The sequence below is a fragment of the Cyanothece sp. BG0011 genome, from assembly GCF_003013815.1.
Classification (GTDB): domain Bacteria; phylum Cyanobacteriota; class Cyanobacteriia; order Cyanobacteriales; family Microcystaceae; genus Crocosphaera.
In genome coordinates, this window is the sequence record NZ_PRLH01000011.1 from 16,436 (window position 1) to 40,171 (window position 23,736).

The window sequence follows — 23,736 nt, forward strand, 5'->3', positions numbered from 1 at the left end:
TATTATTCAAGATTCCGTGACGTGAAACAAGAGGGTATTGGCTTTAAACAGGATTTTCTCTAAACACAGGAATTTCTGTGCCATGGCCATTCCCATTGCCGTTACCATTGTTATTGCTCTCTGGTATGTCGGTGGTGGGTGCGACTAAATCTTCTACGCCGTTGACCACAGCCCCTAATACAGGAACCTCTGCATCAGATAATTGATCGAGGGCTTCGTTTAACAAACTCGAACGGGTGAGACCGGGTCGAGTGACTAACACTAAGCCATCGGTTAAGGATTCTAAGAGGAGGGCATCGTTACAGCGAGATAGGGACGGGGTGTCAATAATCACCATGTCATAGCGTCCTCTGGCATCTTTTAAGAGCAGTCGTAACTCGCTCGATTCAATAATGGCTGCTGCTTGCCGTTGGGGGCCAGGACTCGGTAAAACGTATAAATTAGCGATCCCAGGCACTAAGGTGACGGCATCGGTGCGATTCTGGTAGAACCGTAAGGGTTCGAGGTTGCTGTCGGGGTCAGGGGTTATCTCTAACCATTCAGCTTTAGACGGCGATCGCAAATCTCCTTCTACTAATAAAGTGCGTTTTCCTGCTTGGGCCGAGGCAATGGCTAAGTTATAGGCCGTTGCGCTTTTTCCTTCTTCGTTACTGACACTGGTGATCATCACCACTTTCGACATATCCGATCCTAGGCGACGGAGGTTACTGCGTACCCGTTCATAAAAACTTAAATCCGCTGCATCGCCTTCTAATAAAACGGGGCTGAGATCCTCGCGGTAGAGGGAACTATAGATAAAGGGTAACTGTCCGAGCAGGGGAATTTCGCGATCAGCCAGGGAGTCTCTGAGTTCTTGAGGGGTATGTAAGCGATCGTCGAGTAACGCCAAGAGAAGGATTAAGCCTAACCCGGCCACTAAACCGATACCGCCACCGGCTGCAATAATGAGCAGTTTATTGGTTTCTTGGGGTGTTTGGGGCCGAGTGGGTCGATAGGTGGCCGGAACCGCTTCGGATAAACTCCCTACGGTTTCGGCTTCTGCTGCTTGAGCATCCACTAAGGCCGTTAAGATGTTTTGATAAACAATCCGTTGAAATTCGACTTCTTGAACCAGTTTGGCTTGTTGCAGTTGTTTATCTGGGAACCTTTCGTACTGTTCCCGTAATTTTCGTTCTGTGTCAATCACTGAATTTAATTGCTTGACTAATCCGGCCCGTCTGGTTTCTAAGGCGATTAGTTCATTGGCTAACTGTTGTCGACTGGGGTCAAGACTACTATCTTGACGAATCTGACTGATGGGGATGGGGGCTAACTCTCTGGCCCCGATTAATTCCTGGGCCCTTTGTTGAAAGAGGGTTTCGTTAACTTGTTTTTCTTTGAGCAGTTTTTCGATGGTAGGGTGTTCGGGCCGTAAATCTATTTTTAACCTTTCTAGTTGTTGCTCAATCTGTAAAATTTGCGCCCGTAAGTTAGCCAAAATGGGATCAGCACTTAAGGCTACAGAAGCATAGGCTTGTTTGGGCGTTAATCCTAATTGATTGATTAAACTATTAATACGACCATCTATTTCTTGAAGGGCTAACCCTAATTCTCGTTGTCTCTGTTGAGAACTGGTAATCCCACTAAATAGACTCCCATCTTGAATGGCCAGTAAATCTGACCCTTGTTGAGACACATAGCGATAAAATCGATTTTCCGCTGCGGTTAGGTCTTGTTTAACTTGCTCGAGTCGTTTACTTAATGCTTCAATTCGACTTCTCAATTCGGAGGTATTGAGCCAGCGACTATGGTCGATCATCTCTTCCATGAAAGCATCTAGAATCAATGTAGCCCGGGTAGGTGATTCTTTATCGGTATATTGTAGTCTAATGACTGAAGAAGCAACTTCCCCTTGTTTATCCCGTTCGGGTAGTTCTATGGCTAAGGTTTTTTCTTGTATTTGCCGAATTTCTTGGGCCGAGAGTTCTAGTTTATCCATGACATTCTGAAGAACCCGCCCCGATAAGAGGGTATTTTTACTCAGAGATAAACCTCTTCCTTGTGCCTGTAGTTCGTTTCCTGTGGTGGTAAAAGCGGGGGGGGGTTCCGTAAAGGTCAATTGTCCAAACGCGGTATAGGTGGGAGCCGGTGGGGGTGGTGGGGGTTGTAGGGCGACCAATCCTGAGACTCCAAAACCAGCTATCATGGTTAAGAATCCTAACCAGTAGTTTTGTTGAAATGAAATAGCAAATCGTTTAACAATTGGGGGCGCCATAATAATTTAGAAACATTAATAATGATACTATTGTAAAGATTTTTAGTTCCTTATGATAATGACTCTTCTATAATACCAAAGTCAATCTCATGGTTAGATTAGGAACAACAAGGGGAAAAGGGTGATGAGATGAGGTTTTTTTGTTTGTTAAGATTTTTTTATGGCCAAGTTTCACCATGATTCAGTGACTAAAGAGCTATTTTTTCGGTGAACCGTACCTGGTGGGCAAAAACTAATAACCGAGACGTTATGATTGCCCTTTCTTAACTTTTGTGGCTCATACTGTCATCCCTAACAAGGGTCACGGTTTAATGATAGTGAACAATCTTGCTCTGTAAACTATTCGAGTAAAAATATGATGCAATTAAGTCGCAGTTTGAAGCTTTTAGGCTTAGTTTTTCTGTTCTTATTGATTTCTGTGAATTCTGCTGTTGCTTTTTGTGGTTTTTATGTCGCTAAAGCTGATAGTAATCTGTATAACCAAGCGTCTCAAGTTATCATCGCTCGGGATGGAAAACGCACTGTTTTAACCATGGCCAATGACTATCAAGGGGCGGTTAATGATTTCGCGATGGTGGTTCCAGTTCCTGTTATTTTAACTGAAGAACAAGTTAAAGTAGGAGAACCATTAATTATCGAAAGATTGGACGCTTTTAGCGCGCCGAGATTAGTGGAATATTTTGATGAAGATCCTTGTCATCGTTCTTATTTTGAAGATGAAGTTTTTAGGACTCCGGCTGCTCCTCAAGCCGCTTCAGAAATGAAAGAAAGTCGTAATAATGCTTTAGGGGTAACGGTTGAAGAAGCCTTTACGGTAGGGGAATATGATATCGTTATTCTTAGTGCAAAAGAGTCCGATGGGTTAGAGGTTTGGTTAAAAGAAAATGGCTATAGAATACCCAATGGAACCAGCGATCTTTTACGACCTTATATTCAACAAAATCTTAAATTTTTTGTCGCTAAAGTTAATTTAACGGAATACGAAAATACGGGTTTTAAATCCCTTCGTCCGTTGATGATGGCCTATGAATCTCCTAAGTTTATGTTACCCATTCGCTTAGGAATGTTAAATGCTCAAGGAGAGCAAGATTTAATTGTTTACTTATTATCCCCTAAAGGACAAGTTGAATTAACCAATTATCGCACTGTTAAAGTTCCTTCTAATCTAGAAATTCCTGAGTTTATTCAACAAGAATTTGCTCCTTTTTATAAGGCGATGTTTACTAAAAGTTATGAAAGAAACGGCAAGAAAGTCGCTTTTATTGAATACGCTTGGAATATGGCTAATTGTGATCCTTGTTCAGCGCAACCATTAAACCGTGAAGAGTTAGAAAAAGCAGGGGTATTTTGGTTAGATAATAGTCGGTTTAATAATGTGTTTATTACTCGTCTTCATCTGCGTTATCAACGAGATAATTTTCCTGAAGATTTGAAGTTTCAAGAAACCGCTAATAATCAATTATTTCAAGGAAGATATATTATCCGTCATCCCTTTCGAGAAAAAAGAGATTGCGAGGCAGCAAAAACTTATTATCAATCAGTGAGAGAAAGACAAGATCAAGAAGCAATGACTTTATCTCGTTTAACCGGATGGAATCTTTATGATATTCGTAAAAAAATTAATTTTATTGAGTTTGAGAATGTTCCTTGGTGGCGACGAATTTTCGGGTCTTAAAAGTAATCAATTTAGTTAAATTAATTAAAAAATCGAGGTCAACTATGGTAATTGATGTACAGAAAAAAACAAAATTCTATACTCCTGAAGAATATTTAAAGTTAGAAGCTGATGCTCAACAACGACATCATTATATTAAAGGAAAAATCATTGAAATGGCTGGCGGTACACCCAATCATAATAAGATAGCATTAAACTTAAGTAGTGCTTTAAACTTTGCCTTGAAAGGTAAACCATTAGATATTTTTATGACAGATCAAAGGTTATGGATTCCTTCAGAAAAAATCTACACTTATCCTGATATAATGGTAGTTGAGCAACCTTTAAACTATGCTCAAAATCGCCACGATACTTTAATTAATCCTTTGCTTATTGTTGAAGTGTTATCTACGTCAACAAGGAATTATGATAAAGACGAAAAATTTGCAGCTTATCGGACTATTTCTAGTTTTCAAGAATATATTTTAATTGATCAACATTGTATCCATATTGAACAATATAGTCGTCAAGAATCCAATAAATGGACATTTATCGAATACAATAACCTGACAGATACGTTAACCTTATCTTCGGTTAATTTTGAAATCGAACTTGTTGATATTTACGATAAAGTCAATTTTACCTAAGTTTTAAAACCCAATTTTAAACAACAGATTCTAACCGTTTTAACATGGCTTCTCTGGCTTTTTGAGCTAAACTATCATCAAGGGGCATTAAATTGATTTCCGTTTGATATTTTTCTTGTAATGCGGTTTTAATCAACCAGTCAGCTACAAAAGGATTTTTCGGTAAGAGAGGACCGTGGGAATAAGTAGCGATCGCATGACGATAAAACGCCCCTTCATAACCATCTTCTCCATTATTACCATACCCAGACTGAACCTTTCCCAAGGGTTGCACATTCCCTAAATAAGTGCGTCCCCCGTGATTTTCAAAGCCAATAATAATGGGGGGTTGGCCTAACATGGCTTTCAAATCTTCGGCCAAAGGAGAAGCGGTAACTTCAAACACCACATTCCCAATACAACGGGACACATTAGGTCCGGGATGTTTGGTGACTAAATCGAGTAACCCTAACCCTTCAATTCTTTGCCCTAAGGCCGGTTCATAATAATGACCGAGAAGTTGGGGAGATCCACAGGTAAACACCCCTGGGGTTCCCCCGTCTAACTTCTGACGTAGGGTATCCGCTTTCGCCCCTTGTAAGTCGCGCATCACGATTTCTTGTTGACGATCTTGGGCCCCACCCCCGACGATAACATCGACTTTTGAAAAGTGATCCGCTTCGGTTTGTTGATCGAGGGGAAGAATCGTCACGGGAATCTCTCGCCATTGACAACGGCGTTGGAGACAGATGACGTTACCGCGATCGCCGTAGGTACTCATTAAGTTGGGATAAAGCCAACCGATGGTTAAGGAACGGGGTTCAGACATAGATTATCGTAAACGTGCTGATTGAACTAATAATAAACTACCGGCACCCAATCCGAGAATATTAGGTAACCACGCCCCCAGAAATGGGGTTAAAATGCCCCAAATACCCAGAGAGGTACTCATAAAGGCTAGGAGATAATAACCAAAAATTAAGCCCACACAGACACCGAAACTGGTGGCCTTATTGGTATTTTGCGGTCTCACCCCAATGGCTGCCCCCACTAACCCAAAGATTAAACACACAAAAGGCATGGCATACTTTTCTTGTAAACGAACCTGAACCTTTCTGACGCGCTTCTCATTGCCGCTTAATTGCATGGCTTTGAGATATTCTCTAGTTTGGGCAATGGTCATTTCGGTGAAATTTTGACGACGGTTGGCTAAATCTAACGGGGCCCGAGGTAAAGCCAATTGTTGATGTTGAAAGCGCACAATATTACGATAGGACCCATCCGGGGCAATGAGATAAACGGTGCCATTAAAAAAGTCCCAGGTATTGCTCGAAATATTCCAGGTAGCTGACTCAGAGGTAACAATTTGGTTAACCCCTTCTTGGGTTCGGTCTAAAATGGTTAACCCCTTCATCTTGTCTCCGTTGTATTCTTCAGCGTAGAATAAACGGCTTAACACCGTAACTTGTTGACCATCTTCTTCTTGAACGGTTTTGTATTCAGGATAAACAATATTGCGTTCTTTAAAATCGGGCCGTTCTTGATTCACTGCCCGTTGTAAAGTTACGGCGGCTTCGTGGGTGGCTGCCGGGGCGATCCAATCATTAACGACAAAAGCGCATCCAGTGACCACCAAACCAAATAAAACCACAGGAATAATTAAACGATAAACACTGACCCCTAAACTGCGTAGGGCAATAATTTCGCTATCACTGGATAAACGACTATAAGCCATCAAAGCGGCCAGTAACATAGCCATGGGAAAGGCTAAACTCACAAATCCTGGCATTTTTAAGACTAAAATTCGCATGGCCACTGACAACATGAGTCCTGACTCGGTTACCCGACGCACTAAATCGAATAAAGTACCAATGGATAAGCCTAAAGAGGTAAAAATCCCCATGCCAAAGAGAAACGGCAATAGGAGTTCAATAAACAGATAACGATCCATGATTGATAAACCAGGGATGCGGGGCTTTAGTTTAATTTTAACGGGGTTGACTTGACCAATATCCATAATTTGTGTGTGATCTTGGGGTTAGAACGTTGTCTTTAGTTGCCTAAATAATACTGTCGAACTAGGGGATTGTTATAAATTTCTTCGGCACTGCCGGCGGCTAAAATTTGACCATCTCGCATAATATAGGCGCGGTTGGTAATGGCCAGGGTGGCTTGAACATTGTGATCGGTGATCAAAATCCCCATCTGGCGATCGCGTAATTGGGCGATCATGGTTTGAATTTCTGAGACAGCGATGGGGTCAACTCCGGCAAAGGGTTCGTCTAATAATAAAAAGTCTGGCCCTTGTTGGCCCACGGCTAAGGAACGGGCTAATTCGGTTCTGCGTCTTTCTCCCCCGGAGACTTGAGACCCTTTGGTATGGGCAATTTTTTCGAGGCGAAACTCTTTGAGCAAAGTATGAAGACGTTGAGGCCGTTGTCGAAAGGGAACGTTAGTTTGTTCTAGGGCCACTTGAATATTTTCGGCCACACTCAGATGACGAAAAATACTCGGTTGTTGGGTCATATAACCAATCCCCAAGCGGGCCCGCTTATTTAAGGGTAAGCGAGTCACTTCTTGTTGATTTAACCAGACTCTTCCTTTATTGGGTTTAATTAAACCGGTGGCAATGTAAAAAGTGGTTGTTTTCCCCGCGCCGTTGGGGCCTAGCAGGCCGACAATTTCCCCAGGGGCAACTTTAAGATTGACACGGTTAACAATGTCTCTTTTTCCGTATTTTTTATGGATATTTTCTAAAATGAGGGTCATGGATGAGGATTTAAAAGTCAGGGGTGGGTAAGGTAGTGTCTAGAGGAGGGGCCGGGGAGACGGGAACGGGTTGAGGGGGACTGTTTTCATTTTCTGTCACCAGGTAGATTGATTCGACTTGTTGTGCCGATTCTGGGGTGGCAATAAATCGTCCTTCATCGATTAAATAGGTCATGGTTTCGGCCCGCATACTGTTGCCTTCTTGTAGCACATATACGTCTCCTGTGAGAACTAAACGCCGTTCTCGACTAAAATATTGTGCTTGTGCCGATGTGCCTTGAATTTGCCTGGCCGGGTAGAAAAACTGCACGTTTCCCCTAGCGGTTACGACACCGGTTTCTGAGTTGGCTTCCTGGATATCAGACCGAACCGTCAGGGGACTATTAGGGGGTGGGTTTTGAGCCTGTACATTGGTGGGAACGGTTTCAAGGGTTAGGATACCCATGAGGACAGCTAAGGTACAGCTTAGGGTTCCTAGGGCGTTCTTACGATGGGACATAGGAATAGAAAACATAGTCTAGGATCGCTTTTAAGTGTATTCTATTGTCTTAGTGTACTCAATCTTTTCTATGGCAATGTTAAAACTGTCTAATAATTGTTTCTTGTCGGTTAGGAGGACGAAGGAAAGAGGCAGTTTGTTGCTGAGGCTGTTGTCAAGGGTTGGCCACAACAGTTTAAAATCTCTGGTTTGTTTATCATTGAGTTGACTAGACAGGATTCAATCTTTTAAAGTATTTTCAGTTTATATAAAGGCCTATTACAGTTTTTTAAAAGCAATTATTTAAACCGATTTATTATGAAAAATTTTTTAGGGGAAATCGAAACCGTTCCACATGGGAGAGTTTTTGAGGAGGTTTTCAACTTCTTCTGGAGGCAAAGGTTTAGCAAAAAAGTAACCTTGTCCCTGTTCACATCCTAACCGTCGTAATTGATCTAATTGTAATTGGGTTTCGACTCCTTCTGCAATAATATCTAAGCCTAGAATATGGGCTAAACTAACAATCGCCCTTACAATTTCCGAATTTTCATTATTGGGTTCCATCAGCATGACAAAAGAGCGGTCTATTTTTAAAGTATTAACAGGAAAACGATGTAAATAACTCAAAGAAGAATATCCGGTGCCAAAATCATCTAAACAAATTTCGATATCTCGTTCTTGTATCTTTAATAAAATCTCGGTTGCTGCTTGTAAATTTTCCATTAACAAGGTTTCTGTAATTTCTACTTTTAGATGTTTACTATCTAATTGACTTTCTTTTAAAATTTGATCAATGGTATCAATTAAGTTAGTATATTTCAACTGTTTACTAGATAAATTTACCCCAACTTTTAGATGGGAATAGTTAGGAAATTGCTTGTGCCATTTTTTCAGTTGTTGACACGCTTCTTTTAAAATCCACTCTCCTATGGGTATAATTAAACCGGTTTCTTCAGCAATAGGAATAAACTGACCTGGAGAAATTAAATTTTTGTAGGGATGATGCCAACGAATTAATGCTTCAAATCCCATTAAGTCACCGTTTTCTAAAGAGATTATAGGCTGATAATAGAGACTAAACTCTTGTTTATTAATGCCTATTCTTAAATCTGTTTCTAACTGTAAGCGCCTAACGGCGCGTTCGTGCATTTTGCGATCAAAAATGGCATAACAGGCTTTGCCATCGGCTTTGGCTCGATACATAGCTGTGTCGGCATCCCGTAAAATTTCTGAAGCTTTTTCATAGCCTGAGCTACTTAAAGCAATACCAATGCTAGTATTAATAAAGATACTTTGTTCTTCTAAAATAAAAGGTTTTGTCAGGTCTAAATGGATACGTTTAGCAATTTTAATGGCATCTTTTATGTCTTCAATATCTTCTAGTAAGATGGTAAATTCATCCCCTCCTAACCTGGCTAAGGTATCGTTACCCCGTAACCCATCTTGAAGTCGACGAGCAATTTCTTGTAATAATTGATCCCCAATAGCATGACCTAAACTATCGTTAATGACTTTAAATTCGTCTAGGTCTAAAAAGAGAACGGCAAAGGTAAACTTAGGATATCGTTTTTGTCTTTCTATGGCGTGTTCTAAGCGATCCATAAATAAAATTCGGTTGGGTAAATTGGTTAATGGATCGTGAGTAGCATTATATTGTAGTTGTTCTTCTGCTCGCTTTTGTTCGGTGATATCACTATCGATCCCATCGATACGAATTAAGTCCCCTTTCTCATCATAAACGCAACGCATTCGACTGGATAACCAACGAATTTGACCATCATTTCTAACCAAACGGTATTTATATTCTGTGTGACCTATTTCTTTGACAATTTGTCGATGATATTGAACGATTTCTTGATCGTCAGTATGGATTAAGTTTAACCAAAGATGAGAATTTTCAGATAATTTTTCTAGGGAAAAACCAAAGGTAATTTGAGCGGCCGGGTTAAGATAAATTAATCGAGAGAAATTAGCATCGAAAGACCAAACCACATCTTGAATAGAGGTTAAAATCCCTTCTAATCTTTGCTCACTTTCAGATAACGCTTGCTCCATTTTTTTTCGTTGGCTAATATCTGTAATCATGCCCAATGATCCCAGATAATTGCCTTGAGAATCAAATAAGGGATTAGTCGATACAATGGTCCACAATTCTTTTCCGTCACGACAACGAAACTTAAAATCATGGGTTTCAGCAATGCCTTGACGACGTTCTTGAATCTTTTGTTGGACTCTTATATTATCCTTAAAATCAACAAAATCAAATAAGTTTTTATCCATCATTTCTTCTATTTCATAACCTAACATTTGTGCCATTTGTTGATTGACAAATGTGGTTTTATTATCTTGATCAATAATCCAGATTCCTTCTGTGGCTGTCTCGACAATTTGACGATATTTTTCTTCACTTTCTGATAGTGCCTGTTGGGCTTCGTAATGTTCTGTAATGTCTCTTAAGGAGACTAAATAAGCAGATTCTCCTTGCCAAGTAATATCCGCTACACGCATTTGAGCAATAATTAATTTCCCTTGAGGTTGTTGAATAAAAATTTCTGTGGGTTGATCATTTCCCAAAGGTAACCCTAAAGGATGATTCATTAATTGAGGGGTAGAACGTCCAAATAAGTTAATTCCTGCCTCATTAATAAAACGAACCTTTCCCTGTGTATTGATCACTAATAAACCATCGGAAATGGTGCTAATAATTCGTCCTAATCTTTCTTCGCTTTCTTGTAGGGCAAGGGTTTGATTGATTTGTTGAGTAATATCAATGGTTTGACCTAATAAATGTAGGGGGTGTCCTTCAATATCTCGAATTAATGTGGCTTGATGTAGACCATAAATAATTTGCTGACTTTTAGTGATGTAGCGTTTTTCTAGACGAAAACTATTAATTTCTCCTGAGAGTAATTGGTTAAATAGTTGCTTTTCTCTTGCTAAATCGTCGGGATGGGTAATATCAGCACAACCTTTTGTTAATAATTCTTCTGGGGTATAACCCACTAATTGACATAAGGCTTGGTTAACATTAATCAGTTTCCCTTCCATATTAGCTAAGCCCATAGCGGTGGGAGACTTATCAAATAGAAGACGAAACTTTTCTTCACTTTTTCTTAAGGCTGCTTCGATCTTTTTCCATTCGGTGACATCACGGGCAACGGCATAAATGGTTTTTTCTTCCACATTAGCCACCGATGTCCAAGTTAACCAACGATAAGACCCATCTTGACAACGATAGCGATTTTCAAAATAATGGACTTTTTTCCCTTGGGTAAGGTTTTCGAGTTGTTGTCGGGTTGCTGTTTCATCGTCAGGATGCAACCATTCTCGGAAAGGTTTCGAGGTTAATTCGGCTACCGAATAACCCAGGGTACGGGCAAAAAATGGATTAATTTTTTGAAATAACCATCAAACCCTACAATACAGCACATTTCTAGGTTGAGGTTAAAAAAGCGATCGCTGTCAATGTCACTTATATTTGGTGTTTGCGGTTGATGGGGGCTGAGGGTTTTTCCAATTAATTGGGCCGCAATTTCTAAAAAAGTAGATTCTGTTGGGTTATAGTTGCGTTTTTCTTGACTGTAAACACTTAAAATGCCGTAAGGTTGATCGGATGTGGGAATAACCACACTCATGCCACTGATGAGATGATGATTGACTAAGAAGGGGTGAGCCGATAACAGGTTTTCGGTGGTAAAATCTTCAACAATTAGGGTTTGAGTGAGTTGACACAGATGAGTTAGGGGAATGGTGAGGTTTCCTATTTCTTCGTCGTTCCAGCCCACGCCCCCCACTAAATGTAACACGGGTTGATCAATTCCTCGTTTTAAAATAGCACAGTAGGGAACCTTGAGGGTATCAGCAATAATCCGAGTGATTTCTTGGCTAAACTGATTAATGTCTTGACATTGTAGAATCATTTGAGCCATCCTACTGATGGCTTGCTGTTGGGAAATTTGTGCTTCAACAGTAGGTTCCCATAGTTTTTTAGATGTTTTACCTTTATATCGAAGCTTGTCTTTCACTCGGATTAAGTCCCCATTCTAGTGCTTCAAACTTGGGTTCTCTATTTTAGACAACTTTTTCAAGTCTTGTTTAATTTTAATCAAATTTGGTGAAGTTTTAAAGAGAATGTAAATGGTTAGTAATAATAACTTGAATTTTCGCTGATTTAATGCTCGCTTGATCATTAACTGCCCAATGAAATTCAGGTTAATCCCCTACATAAAAGTGAGAAGTTAGGGAATGACCAGTGGATTAACTTTGATATTTTTATTTCTTTTTATTATCCTTAGCATAGTATAACTTGAATTTTTGAGTTTTTACTATTTTGTTAATAAAGATCACATTGATTATCGCCTTTATTGGTGTCATCATATCCGATCTAACGAGATTACTATTGATACTTCTTTATGGACATTTTATAAATATTTAATCATTTTCTCATCAAGATCAGAGCCGTTTTTTGGGTTAAATCAAGTTAAGGTTTTAATATGATTAGATTTTGGGCAATAATATTAATACTTTTTTTACTGTCTTTAGGGTTACGTTTTTGGAGTTTAGGGCAATTTAACACCTTGGTATTTGATGAAATTTATTATGCTAAATTTGCCAACAATTATTTAACGCAAACTCCTTTCTTTAATTCACATCCTCCCTTGACAGAGTATTTAATTGCCCTAGGAATTTGGCTAGGATCTTGGTTTCCTGTGTCTCCTGAAATAATGAATGATTTAACAGGTTCGTGGCGTTCAACCATTAGTTATCGTTGGTTAAATGCCTTGACGGGATCTTTTTTTCCTCTTATTTTAGGTGCGATCGCTTATCAACTGACTCGCCGTTTTTCTTATACGATAGTCGTTATATTTATTGCCAGTTTAGACGGATTATTTTTAGTGGAATCTCGTTATGCTTTAAATAATATTTATTTAGTCACTTTTGGTTTATTAGGTCATTTATTATTCTTGCTTTTTGTTAATCATCAAAGAAAAATATATTTAACATTAAGTGGGATTTTTTTAGGGGCATCAGCAGCTATTAAATGGAATGGTTTAGGGTTTTTATTAGGAATTTATTTGATAATTTTTATTGTTTACTTATCACCAAGATTAAATCATTTATTTAATCCTAAAAATTTAGGGGTATTTGAAAAGATAAAATTAATTCAACCTTCTTTGTTAATTTTTAACTTATTGGTCATTCCTATTTTTACTTATAGCATTCTTTGGTTACCCTATTTATTACTAAACCCTGAATATAGTTGGTGGGAAATTCATCAAAAAATTTGGTCATTTCATCAAAGTATTGGGGATAGTTCTGATGTTCATCCCTATTGCTCTAAATGGTATAGTTGGTTAATTATGGCGAGGCCAATTGCATATTTTTATGAAACACAAAATACACCATCAGGAACTATTGTTTATGATGTCCATGCTATGGGAAACCCTATTTTGTGGTGGTTAGCAACGGGTTCAATTTTAATTTTTAGTCTTTTTATTATTGTCATTTTGTATCAACGAAAGTATAATGTTTATTTCTCACTTCTTTTCTTTATTCTTATTAATTATTTAGCGAACCTATTACCTTGGATATTAGTCACTCGTTGTACTTTTTTGTATCATTATATGTCTGCTTATAGCTTTTCTTTATTGGGTATTGGTTTAATAATTGAACAATGTTTAATGAGTGAATTAATTTTTAATCGTCGTCTAGGAATTATCTTCTTGTTATTAATTACTTTTGCTTTTATTTATTGGTTACCCATTTATTTAGGACTTCCTTTATCTCCGAGAGAATTTGATCTGAGAATGTTACCTAACTGGATTTAATGACATCATTAAACAAGACAAATTGAGGGGGGCAATGTTCACAAAGCAATATTTAACTTTTTAGGGAATATTGCCCACCCTAGCTTATAATTCTAGTCCACTATCTTCAAATAGTTTGACTAATTTTTCTCCCATTAATTGTTCTTCTCTTAGCATGACTAAACACTTTTTAGCAAACCAATCATCCTTTTTGATTTTATCCCTCAAAAAGTCTTTAACATCGTCCTCAGTTAGTTCTTTTTCTGAATAGAGTTTTTGAATTTCTTCCAAGGAACGATAAAGAATGGTATTTTTACCAAAAATTTCGTCTTCGTAGATAATTTCTTTACTCATCCATTCCCAATCAACCCGTTGTATCCAGAGTTTTTCCCCTGAGAAAATAGAGTTAATATTCAGGGTTAAATCATCGGTTACCCACCAATAAGTTTGAGGATCATCGTACATCGCACCTGTTAAACTGTTAGGTAAGGTAACATGATTCCCTGAAAAGTTACGAAGGTTAACGTTAGCATTTTCTGTGGTTCGATAGGCAATTTTTAAGCGTAAATACAGCCCTTCTTTTTCATATTTATCTTTGCGAGGCAAGAGGTTAAAAAAGCTAATGGCTGCCCCTGCGTCGTAAATTTCAATTAAACCTTGTTCTTTATCTAAATACCAGTTTGAACCATAAATAGCTGCATCAACGGCTGCAGCACTTCCTGTGTGTCCCAAAACATCCTTTTCTGTGGCAAAATAAGGACGAGGCATTACCGTCTTTTTCACCTTGGGAAAAAAATTCGCGTTTCGGTTCCATAATTTATCCTTGAAATCCCTAATTTATTCACAAGTTTTACCTGTGTAATTTTTTATTATATCATTTCGTGGTTAACACCCTATTATATATTTAGCCATAGTAAAAACAATATTACTATAATTTAACTTAAAGATTTAATTCTCAATTATGACTAATGAGTAGCTAAGTTTTAAACTTTGAATTACAATTTAAGAGATTTACGAAAATTAATTTATAGTGTTATTATAACAAGAGACAGGAGTATCATTTTAAGAGTGATATTAGAATTTGAGTGGGATGAGTTTAAAAACAAACAAAATGAACGTAAACACGGTATTAGCTTTGAGGAAGCAAAAACTATCTTTAATGATCCCTACTCGATTACAATTAATGATCCTAATCACTCTATGGATGAAGCACGATTTATTGATATTGGATTATCGATAAATTATCGTATTCTTGTTGTTGTTTATACCGAACGTCAAAACAAAATTAGAATTATTAGTTGTCGTAAAGCAACTGTATCAGAAAGGAGAATCTATGAACAATAATGAGCCAAACTTAAACAATAATATTGAGGATGATATGCTACCTGAATATGATTTTAGTCAGGGAGTCAGAGGGAAACATTATCACGCTTATCGACAAGGACATCAGGTAACTATTAATAAAGAAGATGGGACAAAAGTTGTTCAAAATTTTGTCTTAGAAGAAGGTTCAATTATCTTAGATCCTGATGTTAAGGAATATTTTCCTGATTCTGAATCCGTTAATAATGCACTGCGAACTTTAATTAATTTAATTCCTAAATCAAAGAAAAAATAAACTAATTATGATACACTAACTTAACTTTTAAAATATATAAATTTACAACATTTGAATTCAAAAATTACACATTAACTTACAAAATTGAGAAATTTTTGCTTAACTATTTTTCTGTTATACCTATAAACTTCTAACTACCCCAAAACCATTAAACCTAAATAAAGGATTAGAATGCAGCAAGAAACCGAAAGACAGACTATACAATAAGTTCGGTTTATTCTATCTAACTCTACAAAAACGCTTATGCCACGCCGCGACGACTTAAAGAAAATCTTAATTTTGGGTGCAGGTCCCATTGTGATTGGCCAAGCTTGCGAATTCGACTATTCTGGTACTCAAGCCTGTAAAGCACTACGAGAAGAAGGCTATGAGGTAGTCTTAGTCAACTCTAACCCTGCCTCTATTATGACCGATCCCGAAATGGCCAATCGCACCTATATCGAACCCCTCACCCCCGATATGGTAGCAAAGGTCATTGCCAAAGAACGTCCTGATGCGTTATTACCAACCATGGGAGGACAAACGGCCCTGAATGTTGCGGTGGCCTTGGCTAAAAATGGCACCCTCGATAAGTACAATGTAGAATTAATTGGGGCGAAATTACCTGCTATTGAAATGGCAGAAGATCGAGAACTGTTTAAGGATGCAATGGCTAAAATAGGGGTTCCCGTCTGTCCTTCCGGTATTGCCAGTACCCTCGAAGAAGCACAGGCGATCGGTAAAGAAATCGGCTCTTATCCTTTGATTATACGCCCTGCGTTCACGTTAGGAGGGACAGGGGGAGGGATCGCCTATAACCAAGAAGAATTTGAGGAAATGGCCCAGTTTGGGATCGATGCGTCCCCTGTATCGCAAATTTTAGTGGAAAAATCCTTATTAGGATGGAAAGAATACGAATTAGAGGTAATGCGCGACTTAGCAGATAATGTAGTTATTATCTGTTCGATCGAAAACTTTGACCCGATGGGAGTCCATACCGGGGACTCCATTACCGTTGCACCGGCGCAAACCTTGACGGATAAGGAATATCAACGGTTACGGGACTATTCCCAAGCTATTATAAGAGAGATTGGGGTCGAAACCGGTGGATCTAACATTCAGTTTTCCGTTAACCCCACCAACGGCGAAGTGATCGTCATTGAAATGAACCCTCGTGTTTCTCGATCTTCTGCTTTAGCATCGAAAGCAACCGGGTTCCCTATTGCTAAGTTTGCAGCTAAACTGGCCGTGGGTTACACCCTCAATGAAATATCTAACGACATCACCAAGCAAACCCCTGCATCCTTTGAACCCACCATTGACTATGTGGTAACAAAAATACCCCGGTTTGCCTTTGAAAAATTTCCCGGATCTCAAGCTATTTTAACCACTCAGATGAAGTCTGTGGGGGAAGCAATGGCCATCGGACGGACGTTTCAAGAATCCTTTCAAAAAGCCTTAAGATCCCTCGAAACCGGACGGTATGGGTTCGGATGTGATAAACAAGAAACCTTACCCTCTTTATCCCAAGTTCGATCCAGTCTGCGAACTCCTAACCCCGATCGCGTCTATAGTATCTATCATGCCATGAGACTAGGCATGACAGCAGAAGAAGTCCACGAGTTAACGGCCATCGATATCTGGTTTTTGGATAAGTTAGAGGATCTCATCGACACCGAAAAAGTCCTCAAACAAACCAAGTTAAAGGATATTGATGCGTCTGATATGCGCGTCATTAAACAAAAAGGGTTCAGCGATCGCCAGATAGCATTTGCCACAAAAACCACAGAAGATGAGGTAAGAAACTACCGTAAAAGCTTAGGGATCATTCCTGTGTATAAGGTAGTGGATACTTGCGCGGCGGAGTTTGAAGCCTATACCCCTTATTATTATTCCACCTACGAACCCTCAGAAACAGAAGTTACCGTCACCGATAAAAAGAAGGTGATGATCTTAGGAGGAGGTCCTAACCGCATTGGCCAAGGGATCGAGTTTGACTATTGTTGTTGTCATGCGGCCTTTTCTTTGAGTGAGGCAGGGTATGAAACCATCATGGTTAACTCCAACCCGGAAACCGTTTCTACTGATTACGATACCAGCGATCGCTTGTATTTTGAACCCTTAACCAAAGAAGATGTCTTAAACATCATTGAAACGGAGAACCCTGTGGGGGTTATTATTCAGTTTGGTGGACAAACACCATTGAAACTTGCCGTCCCATTGCAGACATACCTCGACAGTCCGGAATGTCCCGTACAAACCAAGATATGGGGAACTTCACCGGACTCTATCGACACCGCAGAGGACCGAGAACGGTTTGAGAAGATTCTACACGATCTCGATATTAAACAGCCACCAAACGGCATTTCTCGCAGCTATGAGGAGTCTTTAAGGGTGTCTTCCCGTATTGGTTATCCCGTGGTGGTTCGTCCCTCCTATGTACTGGGAGGACGCGCTATGGAGATCGTTTATTCCGATGAAGAGTTAGAACGATACATGACGTATGCAGTCCAAGTGGAACCGGATCATCCTATTTTAATCGATAAGTTCTTAGAAAATGCCATCGAAGTGGATGTTGACGCATTGTGTGACACCACCGGAAAAGTGGTTATTGGTGGCATTATGGAACATATTGAACAAGCCGGGGTACATTCTGGAGACTCTGCTTGTTCGGTTCCTTATACGACGCTTTCTCCTGCGGTTATTGAAACCATTCGGACTTGGACGACTGCCTTAGCCAATAGTTTAAAAGTGGTGGGGTTAATGAACATTCAATATGCCGTTCAAGGGGAACAGGTTTACATTTTAGAAGCGAACCCCCGCGCCTCTCGAACGGTTCCTTATGTGTCTAAAGCAACCGGTCGTCCCTTAGCAAAAATTGCCTCTTTAGTGATGTCAGGAAAAACTTTAGAAGAGTTGGGAATAACTGAGGAATTTGTTCCCCGTCATATTGCGGTTAAAGAGGCGGTTTTACCCTTCCAAAAATTCCCCGGTGCAGACACTTTATTAGGGCCAGAAATGCGGTCAACCGGTGAAGTAATGGGTATTGATGAGGACTTTGGCAAGGCATTTGCTAAAGCAGAAATTGCTGCCGGTGTTGATTTAGCTACCAGTGGAACGGTGTTTGTTTCGATGAGCGATCGGGATAAAGTTTTAACGGTTCCTGTGGTTAAAGATTTACTTGATTTAGGGTTTAAAGTGGTGGCAACTTCTGGAACACAAAAAGTTTTAGAAGAAAACGGAATTGAGGGAATAGAGGTTGTTTTGAAACTTCATGAAGGTCGTCCCCATGTGATAGATTGGATCAAAAATAAACAGATTCAATTTATTATTAATACCCCCAGTGGAGAAGATTCTCAAATTGATGGTCGGAAGATTCGACGCACTGCATTAGACTATAAATTGCCCATTATTACGACAATAGCAGGGGCAAAAGCAACCGTCGCAGCCATTCGTTCTTTACAGACTGAACCTTTGGAAGTTAAAGCATTGCAAGACTATATTTCCTAACATTTCGTCGGGTGGGCATTGCCCACCTTTATACATTATAATTAACTATTGTTGAAAAAAGGAAAATACACGATGACATTAACACAAACTGAAATAAAAATGTGGGAAAAGTCTAAGAAAAAAGACCCCACAAAAATGTCAGATGATGAAATTAATAGAAAGTATGAAAAAGGAGAAAAAAGAATTTTAGCTGAAATAGGTAGAGAAAAGTTACCTAGTTTTGCAGCATCTTTAAAAGAATCTCAATATATGGAAATGAACACTCGTCCCTTTTTCCAAAGAAGAGAACGTTGGGATGAAACAAAAAAATCTCTACTTATTGAATCATTTTTAATGAATATTCCAATCCCTCCAATTATTCTTTATGAGAAAGATTATAATTCTTATGAGGTAATGGATGGACAACAAAGAATTACGGCAATTCAAGATTTTTATGATAATACACTAATCCTACAAAATTTAGAAGTTTGGCCAGAACTCAATGGAAAAACTTATAATAATCTACCTAAAAAAATAAAAGCAGGAATTGATAGAAGATCAATTTCAACTATTACATTAATAACAGAATCAACTGATGATCCAGAAGAAGCATTTTTCTTAAAACAATTAGCATTTGAAAGAATTAATACAGGAGGAGTTAACCTAAGTCGTCAAGAAGTTCGTAACTGCTTATTTTATAATAAATTTAATGAACTTTTGTTAGAATTATCTGCTAATCCAATTTTTGCAAAAGCATGGGGTATTCCGATAGATAATGAGAAAGAAAGGAATACAAATACTTTATATAAAAAAATGGAAGATGCTGAGTTAGTGTTGCGCTTTTTTGCTTTACGAAATATTGATAACTTTAGAGGACAATTAGAAAACTTTTTAGACTTATATATGCAAAAAAGTGCTAATTTTTCAGAAGAAGATATTGATTTATTGAGAACAATTTTTTTAGAAACTATAAACTTAGCTTCTGATATTTATAATGACAATTTATTTCAACCTTATGGAGCTAAAAGAGATCGAGCTTATAAAGCTTATTATGACGCTGTTATGGTTGGTTTTAGTAACTATTTAGATCAATCTGATCTATTAAGACAGAAAAAAGAACAAGTAATAGAAGAAACTAAGCAACTGTTAAAAAATAATCCAGGTTTATTTACTGGACAAGGTAAAAATAAAGGTGATCTTGAAAAAAGAATTAGCTTATTTCAAGAAATGCTCAAAAAAATCATTGAAGAATAAATCTAAATGTTTGAGTCTATTTTAGAAACGGTTCAAGAAAATGTAGAAACTGTTCGTTCTATCATTCGCACTAATGAAGAATTAAGAAAACTGCTTTTTTCAAAAGACTTCATTATAGATGAAGATAATCAGTATTATCAACAATTGTCACTGATAAAACAATTAGTTCCCAATACAGTAAATTGGCGATTGTATGATCATTATTCAGTTGTAATGAGACTTTATGCTATTTATGAGCAATTTGTTAAAGAATTAATTACAGATTGGAGCAATTATTTGCCTGAAATTTTTTCAAATTATTCTGAATTACCTGAAAAAGTTAGAAAAACTCATCAAATAGGTGTCAGTAAATTACTTATGGAATTACAAAAAGATAAAACTCGTTTTGAACATCTTTCTGTTGACAAAGTAATTCGTGGACTTTATTTAGGACTTAGTGAAAATGAAGATGATTTTGAATTACTTGCTGATGCCTTTATTTTACATGAACAAAATTTAAGAAAAGAAATTCTAGAAACCTTATTATCTAAAGCAGGAATTTCTGACTCTTGGAAATGGGTAGAAAAACATCGAAAGATAAAAGATTTTTTAGGTAATGAAAATACAGCAGAAGGTCAATTAAAAGAAATCATTGATTATCGTAATGATGCTGCTCACGGAGGACTTATTGAAATTGATAATGTCTTATCAGAAAATCAATTAGTAGACTTGTGTACATTTATTGAAGCTTTATGTCAAGCATTAGCTGAGTTAGTAACTTATAAAATTATAGAAAAACAAAAATTAATAGGACAAATAAAAGAAATTGGTAAAATTAGTAGATGGTTTGATAAACTTCAAGCGTGTCAAGCAAAAATTCAAAATACTCAGTTATCAGTCGGAGAAGAACTATTTTTAGTGAGTGAGGATACAGCTTATTGTAAATCAGTTAAAATTGAAAGTATTATGGATAAACATGACAACCAACAGCAAAAAATCAATCTAATGAGTGAACAAGTGTTAGGATTAAAATTTAATAGTAGTGCGAAAAAAGGATTAATTATTTTTCAATATGTACCAAAGAATTAAAGGAGACAAACACTATGACTATTGTTATTCGTAAATTATCAGATCCCTATCAACTTTCTAATAAGAAATAAACGCCATTAGAAGCGAAATTAAAGGATATCAAGACGCAAATAAACAGCAGTTAAATGTTTCATTAGGAGTCTTAGTTACTGCTGCAGTTGCGATTTTAGTTAGTGTTATTTTAAGTATCAATAATTAGGAATTAACTTTTAATCTGTTTATATCGTTCTTTAAACTCCCGTTGCTGTTGTTTATGATCGACAATAGGCTGAGGATAACCACAACTATGCGCTTCTAAAGGTGGGATTTTTCCAGTTACTAAATATTCCGTATCAAGAGAACTTATTTCAGGAACCCATAGGCGAATATATTCCCCATCGGGGTCATATTTTTGTGCTTGACTAGCAGGGTTAAAAATGCGTAACGGTTTCGGGTCCATACCACTGGATGCACTCCATTGCCACCCTCCATTATTAGCGGATAAGTCTCCATCAATCAATTTTTGCATAAAATATTTTTCTCCCCACTGCCAATTTATCATTAAATCTTTGGTCAAAAAACTAGCAACAATCATCCGACATCGGTTATGCATCCATCCCGTTTCATTTAACTGTCTCATGGCAGCATCAACAATAGGATAACCGGTTTTTCCGTCACACCAAGCTTGAAAATGGTCTTCATTATTATTCCAAGGAAAGTCCTGAAATTCTTCTCGATAAGGACCCTCTGCTAACTCAGGAAAAAAGTATAAACAGTGTTGATAAAATTCTCGCCAAGCGATTTCTTGCTGCCAAGTTTGTATATTCTCCCTTGCTTCGTCACTGCGGGTATTTTCATAAGCTTCTACAGTTGCTTGCCAAACCTCACGAATACCGATAACACCGAATTTGAACGCCGGACTAAGTTTAGACGTTCCGTCTATTGCAGGTAAGTTTCTTTGTTCTTGATAACTATAAATGGCATTATCACAAAAGTAATTAAGTTGTTCTTTAGCTGCAGTTTCTCCGGGTTCTAAAAGTAAGGGGGCATCCCAATCATAACCTAAATCTTTAGCAGTGGGTAAGTCAATCAATCCTAAGTTTTTAACGGTTTTTATTTCTTCATCAGTTAAACTTTCTAATTTGTCTATAGACTCAGCAATGTTTGCTTTTTTTTCTTTAACCCAACTGCGCCAAAAAGGGGTATAAACTTTGTAAGGATCATTATTACTTTTAGTGAGAATTTCTCCGGGTGCGTGTAATAATTGATCCCAGTAAGTTTCTGATGTAATACCTTTGTCTTGTAAGGCTTCTTTTACTTGTTTATCCCGTTCTTTACTATAGGGTTCAACGTCATTATTCCAAACTACACAATTAACCTTTAAAGCGTCTGCAACTTTAGGAATAATTTTGGTGGGTTCTCCTTGAAAAATTAATAATTGACCCCCTAACTTTCGGTAGCTTTCTTGTAAGTCTCGTAAACACCCTAACATATAATTTACTCTAGCGGGTGCAATGTCATCTCGGTTTAAAAGATTCGAGTCTAAACAAAATAAACCCACTACTTTAGAACTTTTTTGATACCCTTGGGAAAGTCCGATATTGTCAGATATTCTTAAGTCACGACGATGCCAAAAAATTACACTATTTGTCATGGATAAATATATAAGGTGGGCAAACTATCAATCCTAATCTTAACTATTGTAAGGTTTTCTGAGACGTTGCCCACCCTACAACATCTAGGTAAACTCAGAAATATCTTCCTTGCATTCATCGGCTAAATAACATAAGGCCCGGAATCTTAACCCGACTAACTGTTCATACAAAGGATTAAGCTTACATAAAGGGGGAATGTGAACCACTTTGTGACCAAATAGCTTGATATCTCTTTCAAACGGACATTGAGGGGGAACCATCTTACAAATAAATCGGGCTAAACTGGGATCTTGGATGTCCATGCCATCTAACCAGTCTTTAAGGGGATGTAGTAAATCGGGGTGAGGATGGGGAGGACTCACCAAGGGGGCTGCATTGCCGATTTCTTGAGCTTCAGGATGGTCTCCGTCGGGTTCGCATAGGGTATGTTCTAAGGATTCTAACGCCTCTATTTTTAGCCCTAACGCTTCGCTATAGCGATGTAAAAGTTCTGCTTCAGAAGCGGAGTAAATCCCATCGGCGATGGCCACTAAAACCGCCGTCCTTAAGAAGTTTTCACCGGTATTGGGATCATGGCCTAATATATCGGCCAACTCTTCGGGTTCGATGGACTTATAGAGAACGGCCTCTTCGTCGTCGATGGCTAAATCTTTTGTTAAATCTGCGATTAACTTCTGTTCTTGGGGGTCATAGTTACCGTCACACCAAGCAAGGGTAAGTAACCCTCTCAACCAAGCAGAAATTTGCTCTTTCGTATATGGAGATTTTGCTACACTTGCCATAAGAATTTATAGTTAGCTTTTTTAGGTTAGTCGTGAGGAACATAGGGTTTTCGGTGGGGCAAACAGCAAAGGATGACCCTTATTATTAAGATCCATTTCTTCTGCTTTAACTGCCAGAAAGTTATGTTCCCCTTCTTTAATTTTAACTTTTTCTTTGGACTAACCTTAGTAACTTATTGAACAATCACGGGAATTCCTGTTTGCACTAATTCATATAAGGCTTTAACGTCTTGGTTTCGCATTCTAACGCAACCATGAAAACCGCTTGTCCCATGACGTGTTCCCCTGGGTTCCATGAAATCCGATGTATTTACCCCCTTCTCT

17 protein-coding genes and 2 pseudogenes are annotated in these 23,736 nt (G+C 38.1%); 8 read left to right on the forward strand and 11 right to left on the reverse strand.

Annotation, left to right across the window (positions count from 1 at the left end):
* Window positions 1–43 precede the first annotated feature (43 nt).
* Window positions 44–2,254: a polysaccharide biosynthesis tyrosine autokinase gene (locus C4E06_RS03130; RefSeq protein WP_107666768.1), complete on the reverse strand. Its 2,211-nt coding sequence runs from the start codon at window positions 2,252–2,254 to the stop codon at window positions 44–46.
* Window positions 2,255–2,612: 358 nt separating this feature from the next.
* Between C4E06_RS03130 and C4E06_RS03135 the strand changes: the two genes are divergently transcribed.
* Window positions 2,613–3,929: a DUF2330 domain-containing protein gene (locus C4E06_RS03135; RefSeq protein WP_107666769.1), complete on the forward strand. Its 1,317-nt coding sequence runs from the start codon at window positions 2,613–2,615 to the stop codon at window positions 3,927–3,929.
* 44 nt (window positions 3,930–3,973) lie between these two features.
* Window positions 3,974–4,555, forward strand: coding sequence for a Uma2 family endonuclease (locus C4E06_RS03140; RefSeq protein WP_107666770.1), 582 nt, complete (start codon window positions 3,974–3,976; stop codon window positions 4,553–4,555).
* Window positions 4,556–4,571: 16 nt separating this feature from the next.
* On the opposite strand, the gene C4E06_RS03145 is transcribed toward C4E06_RS03140, so the two are convergent.
* The 6 genes from C4E06_RS03145 to C4E06_RS27550 all read right to left on the reverse strand — a co-directional run bounded on the left by C4E06_RS03145 (window position 4,572) and on the right by C4E06_RS27550 (window position 11,806).
* A complete protein-coding gene (locus tag C4E06_RS03145) occupies window positions 4,572–5,363 on the reverse strand; it encodes a type 1 glutamine amidotransferase (RefSeq protein WP_107666771.1) in 792 nt (263 codons plus the stop codon).
* A 3-nt stretch (window positions 5,364–5,366) separates the two neighbouring features.
* Window positions 5,367–6,551: an LptF/LptG family permease gene (locus C4E06_RS03150; RefSeq protein ID WP_107666772.1), complete on the reverse strand. Its 1,185-nt coding sequence runs from the start codon at window positions 6,549–6,551 to the stop codon at window positions 5,367–5,369.
* A gap of 35 nt (window positions 6,552–6,586) precedes the next feature.
* Entirely contained in the window at window positions 6,587–7,303 is a 717-nt protein-coding gene (gene lptB / locus C4E06_RS03155) for an LPS export ABC transporter ATP-binding protein (RefSeq protein ID WP_107666773.1), read from the reverse strand.
* Between the two features lie 10 nt (window positions 7,304–7,313).
* A complete protein-coding gene (locus C4E06_RS03160; protein WP_232826133.1) occupies window positions 7,314–7,748 on the reverse strand; it encodes an LptA/OstA family protein in 435 nt (144 codons plus the stop codon).
* Between the two features lie 363 nt (window positions 7,749–8,111).
* Window positions 8,112–11,174 (reverse strand): PAS domain S-box protein, encoded by a 3,063-nt coding sequence (locus C4E06_RS03165; RefSeq protein WP_339377203.1) that lies wholly within the window; start codon window positions 11,172–11,174, stop codon window positions 8,112–8,114.
* Window positions 11,135–11,806, reverse strand: a complete 672-nt coding sequence (locus C4E06_RS27550; RefSeq protein WP_198648260.1) for a GAF domain-containing protein — start codon at window positions 11,804–11,806, stop codon at window positions 11,135–11,137. Before C4E06_RS27550 ends, C4E06_RS03165 begins: the two co-directional genes overlap by 40 nt.
* 468 nt (window positions 11,807–12,274) lie before the next feature.
* On the opposite strand from C4E06_RS27550, the gene C4E06_RS03170 reads away from it, so the two are divergent.
* Entirely contained in the window at window positions 12,275–13,609 is a 1,335-nt protein-coding gene (locus C4E06_RS03170; RefSeq protein ID WP_107666775.1) for a phospholipid carrier-dependent glycosyltransferase, read from the forward strand.
* An 84-nt stretch (window positions 13,610–13,693) separates the two neighbouring features.
* Here C4E06_RS03170 and C4E06_RS03175 read toward each other — a convergent pair.
* Window positions 13,694–14,402 (reverse strand): annotated as a pseudogene (locus C4E06_RS03175) (hypothetical protein).
* Window positions 14,403–14,656: 254 nt separating this feature from the next.
* Here C4E06_RS03175 and C4E06_RS03180 point away from each other — a divergent pair.
* The 5 genes from C4E06_RS03180 (at window position 14,657) to C4E06_RS03200 (ending at window position 20,996) form a co-directional block, all read left to right on the forward strand.
* Window positions 14,657–14,932: a BrnT family toxin gene (locus tag C4E06_RS03180; protein WP_107666777.1), complete on the forward strand. Its 276-nt coding sequence runs from the start codon at window positions 14,657–14,659 to the stop codon at window positions 14,930–14,932.
* On the forward strand, window positions 14,922–15,206 hold the full coding sequence (locus C4E06_RS03185) for a hypothetical protein (protein ID WP_107666778.1): 285 nt from the start codon (window positions 14,922–14,924) through the stop codon (window positions 15,204–15,206). Before C4E06_RS03180 ends, C4E06_RS03185 begins: the two co-directional genes overlap by 11 nt.
* Window positions 15,207–15,449: 243 nt before the next feature.
* Entirely contained in the window at window positions 15,450–18,695 is a 3,246-nt protein-coding gene (gene carB, locus C4E06_RS03190) for a carbamoyl-phosphate synthase large subunit (protein ID WP_107666779.1), read from the forward strand.
* Between the two features lie 72 nt (window positions 18,696–18,767).
* Window positions 18,768–19,928, forward strand: a complete 1,161-nt coding sequence (locus tag C4E06_RS03195; protein WP_107666780.1) for a DUF262 domain-containing protein — start codon at window positions 18,768–18,770, stop codon at window positions 19,926–19,928.
* A 6-nt stretch (window positions 19,929–19,934) separates the two neighbouring features.
* Window positions 19,935–20,996 carry an MAE_28990/MAE_18760 family HEPN-like nuclease gene (locus C4E06_RS03200; RefSeq protein WP_107666781.1) on the forward strand — a complete coding sequence of 354 codons (1,062 nt, stop codon included), beginning with the start codon at window positions 19,935–19,937 and terminating at the stop codon, window positions 20,994–20,996.
* Between the two features lie 202 nt (window positions 20,997–21,198).
* On the opposite strand, the gene C4E06_RS03205 is transcribed toward C4E06_RS03200, so the two are convergent.
* From C4E06_RS03205 to C4E06_RS29435, 3 genes and pseudogenes are all read right to left on the reverse strand, one after another.
* A complete protein-coding gene (locus tag C4E06_RS03205; protein WP_107666782.1) occupies window positions 21,199–22,629 on the reverse strand; it encodes an FAD-binding domain-containing protein in 1,431 nt (476 codons plus the stop codon).
* Window positions 22,630–22,713: 84 nt separating this feature from the next.
* Window positions 22,714–23,412 carry a Mo-dependent nitrogenase C-terminal domain-containing protein gene (locus tag C4E06_RS03210; protein WP_107666783.1) on the reverse strand — a complete coding sequence of 233 codons (699 nt, stop codon included), beginning with the start codon at window positions 23,410–23,412 and terminating at the stop codon, window positions 22,714–22,716.
* A gap of 173 nt (window positions 23,413–23,585) precedes the next feature.
* Window positions 23,586–23,736, reverse strand: a pseudogene (locus tag C4E06_RS29435) (L,D-transpeptidase); the annotation flags it as partial.

Excerpts from the sequence above, each read along its gene's own strand:
- C4E06_RS03135 (WP_107666769.1), top strand. The coding sequence starts at position 2,613 with ATGCAATTAAGTCGCAGTTTGAAGCTTTTAGGCTTAGTTTTTCTGTTC.
- C4E06_RS03195 (WP_107666780.1), top strand. The coding sequence starts at position 18,768 with ATGACATTAACACAAACTGAAATAAAAATGTGGGAAAAGTCTAAGAAA.
- C4E06_RS03205 (WP_107666782.1), bottom strand. The coding sequence starts at position 22,629 with ATGACAAATAGTGTAATTTTTTGGCATCGTCGTGACTTAAGAATATCT.
- C4E06_RS03130 (WP_107666768.1), bottom strand. The coding sequence starts at position 2,254 with ATGGCGCCCCCAATTGTTAAACGATTTGCTATTTCATTTCAACAAAAC.
- C4E06_RS03210 (WP_107666783.1), bottom strand. The coding sequence starts at position 23,412 with ATGGCAAGTGTAGCAAAATCTCCATATACGAAAGAGCAAATTTCTGCT.
- lptB (WP_107666773.1), bottom strand. The coding sequence starts at position 7,303 with ATGACCCTCATTTTAGAAAATATCCATAAAAAATACGGAAAAAGAGAC.
- C4E06_RS03145 (WP_107666771.1), bottom strand. The coding sequence starts at position 5,363 with ATGTCTGAACCCCGTTCCTTAACCATCGGTTGGCTTTATCCCAACTTA.
- C4E06_RS03150 (WP_107666772.1), bottom strand. The coding sequence starts at position 6,551 with ATGGATATTGGTCAAGTCAACCCCGTTAAAATTAAACTAAAGCCCCGC.
- C4E06_RS03160 (WP_232826133.1), bottom strand. The coding sequence starts at position 7,748 with ATGGGTATCCTAACCCTTGAAACCGTTCCCACCAATGTACAGGCTCAA.
- C4E06_RS03185 (WP_107666778.1), top strand. The coding sequence starts at position 14,922 with ATGAACAATAATGAGCCAAACTTAAACAATAATATTGAGGATGATATG.
- C4E06_RS03170 (WP_107666775.1), top strand. The coding sequence starts at position 12,275 with ATGATTAGATTTTGGGCAATAATATTAATACTTTTTTTACTGTCTTTA.
- C4E06_RS03140 (WP_107666770.1), top strand. The coding sequence starts at position 3,974 with ATGGTAATTGATGTACAGAAAAAAACAAAATTCTATACTCCTGAAGAA.
- C4E06_RS03200 (WP_107666781.1), top strand. The coding sequence starts at position 19,935 with ATGTTTGAGTCTATTTTAGAAACGGTTCAAGAAAATGTAGAAACTGTT.
- carB (WP_107666779.1), top strand. The coding sequence starts at position 15,450 with ATGCCACGCCGCGACGACTTAAAGAAAATCTTAATTTTGGGTGCAGGT.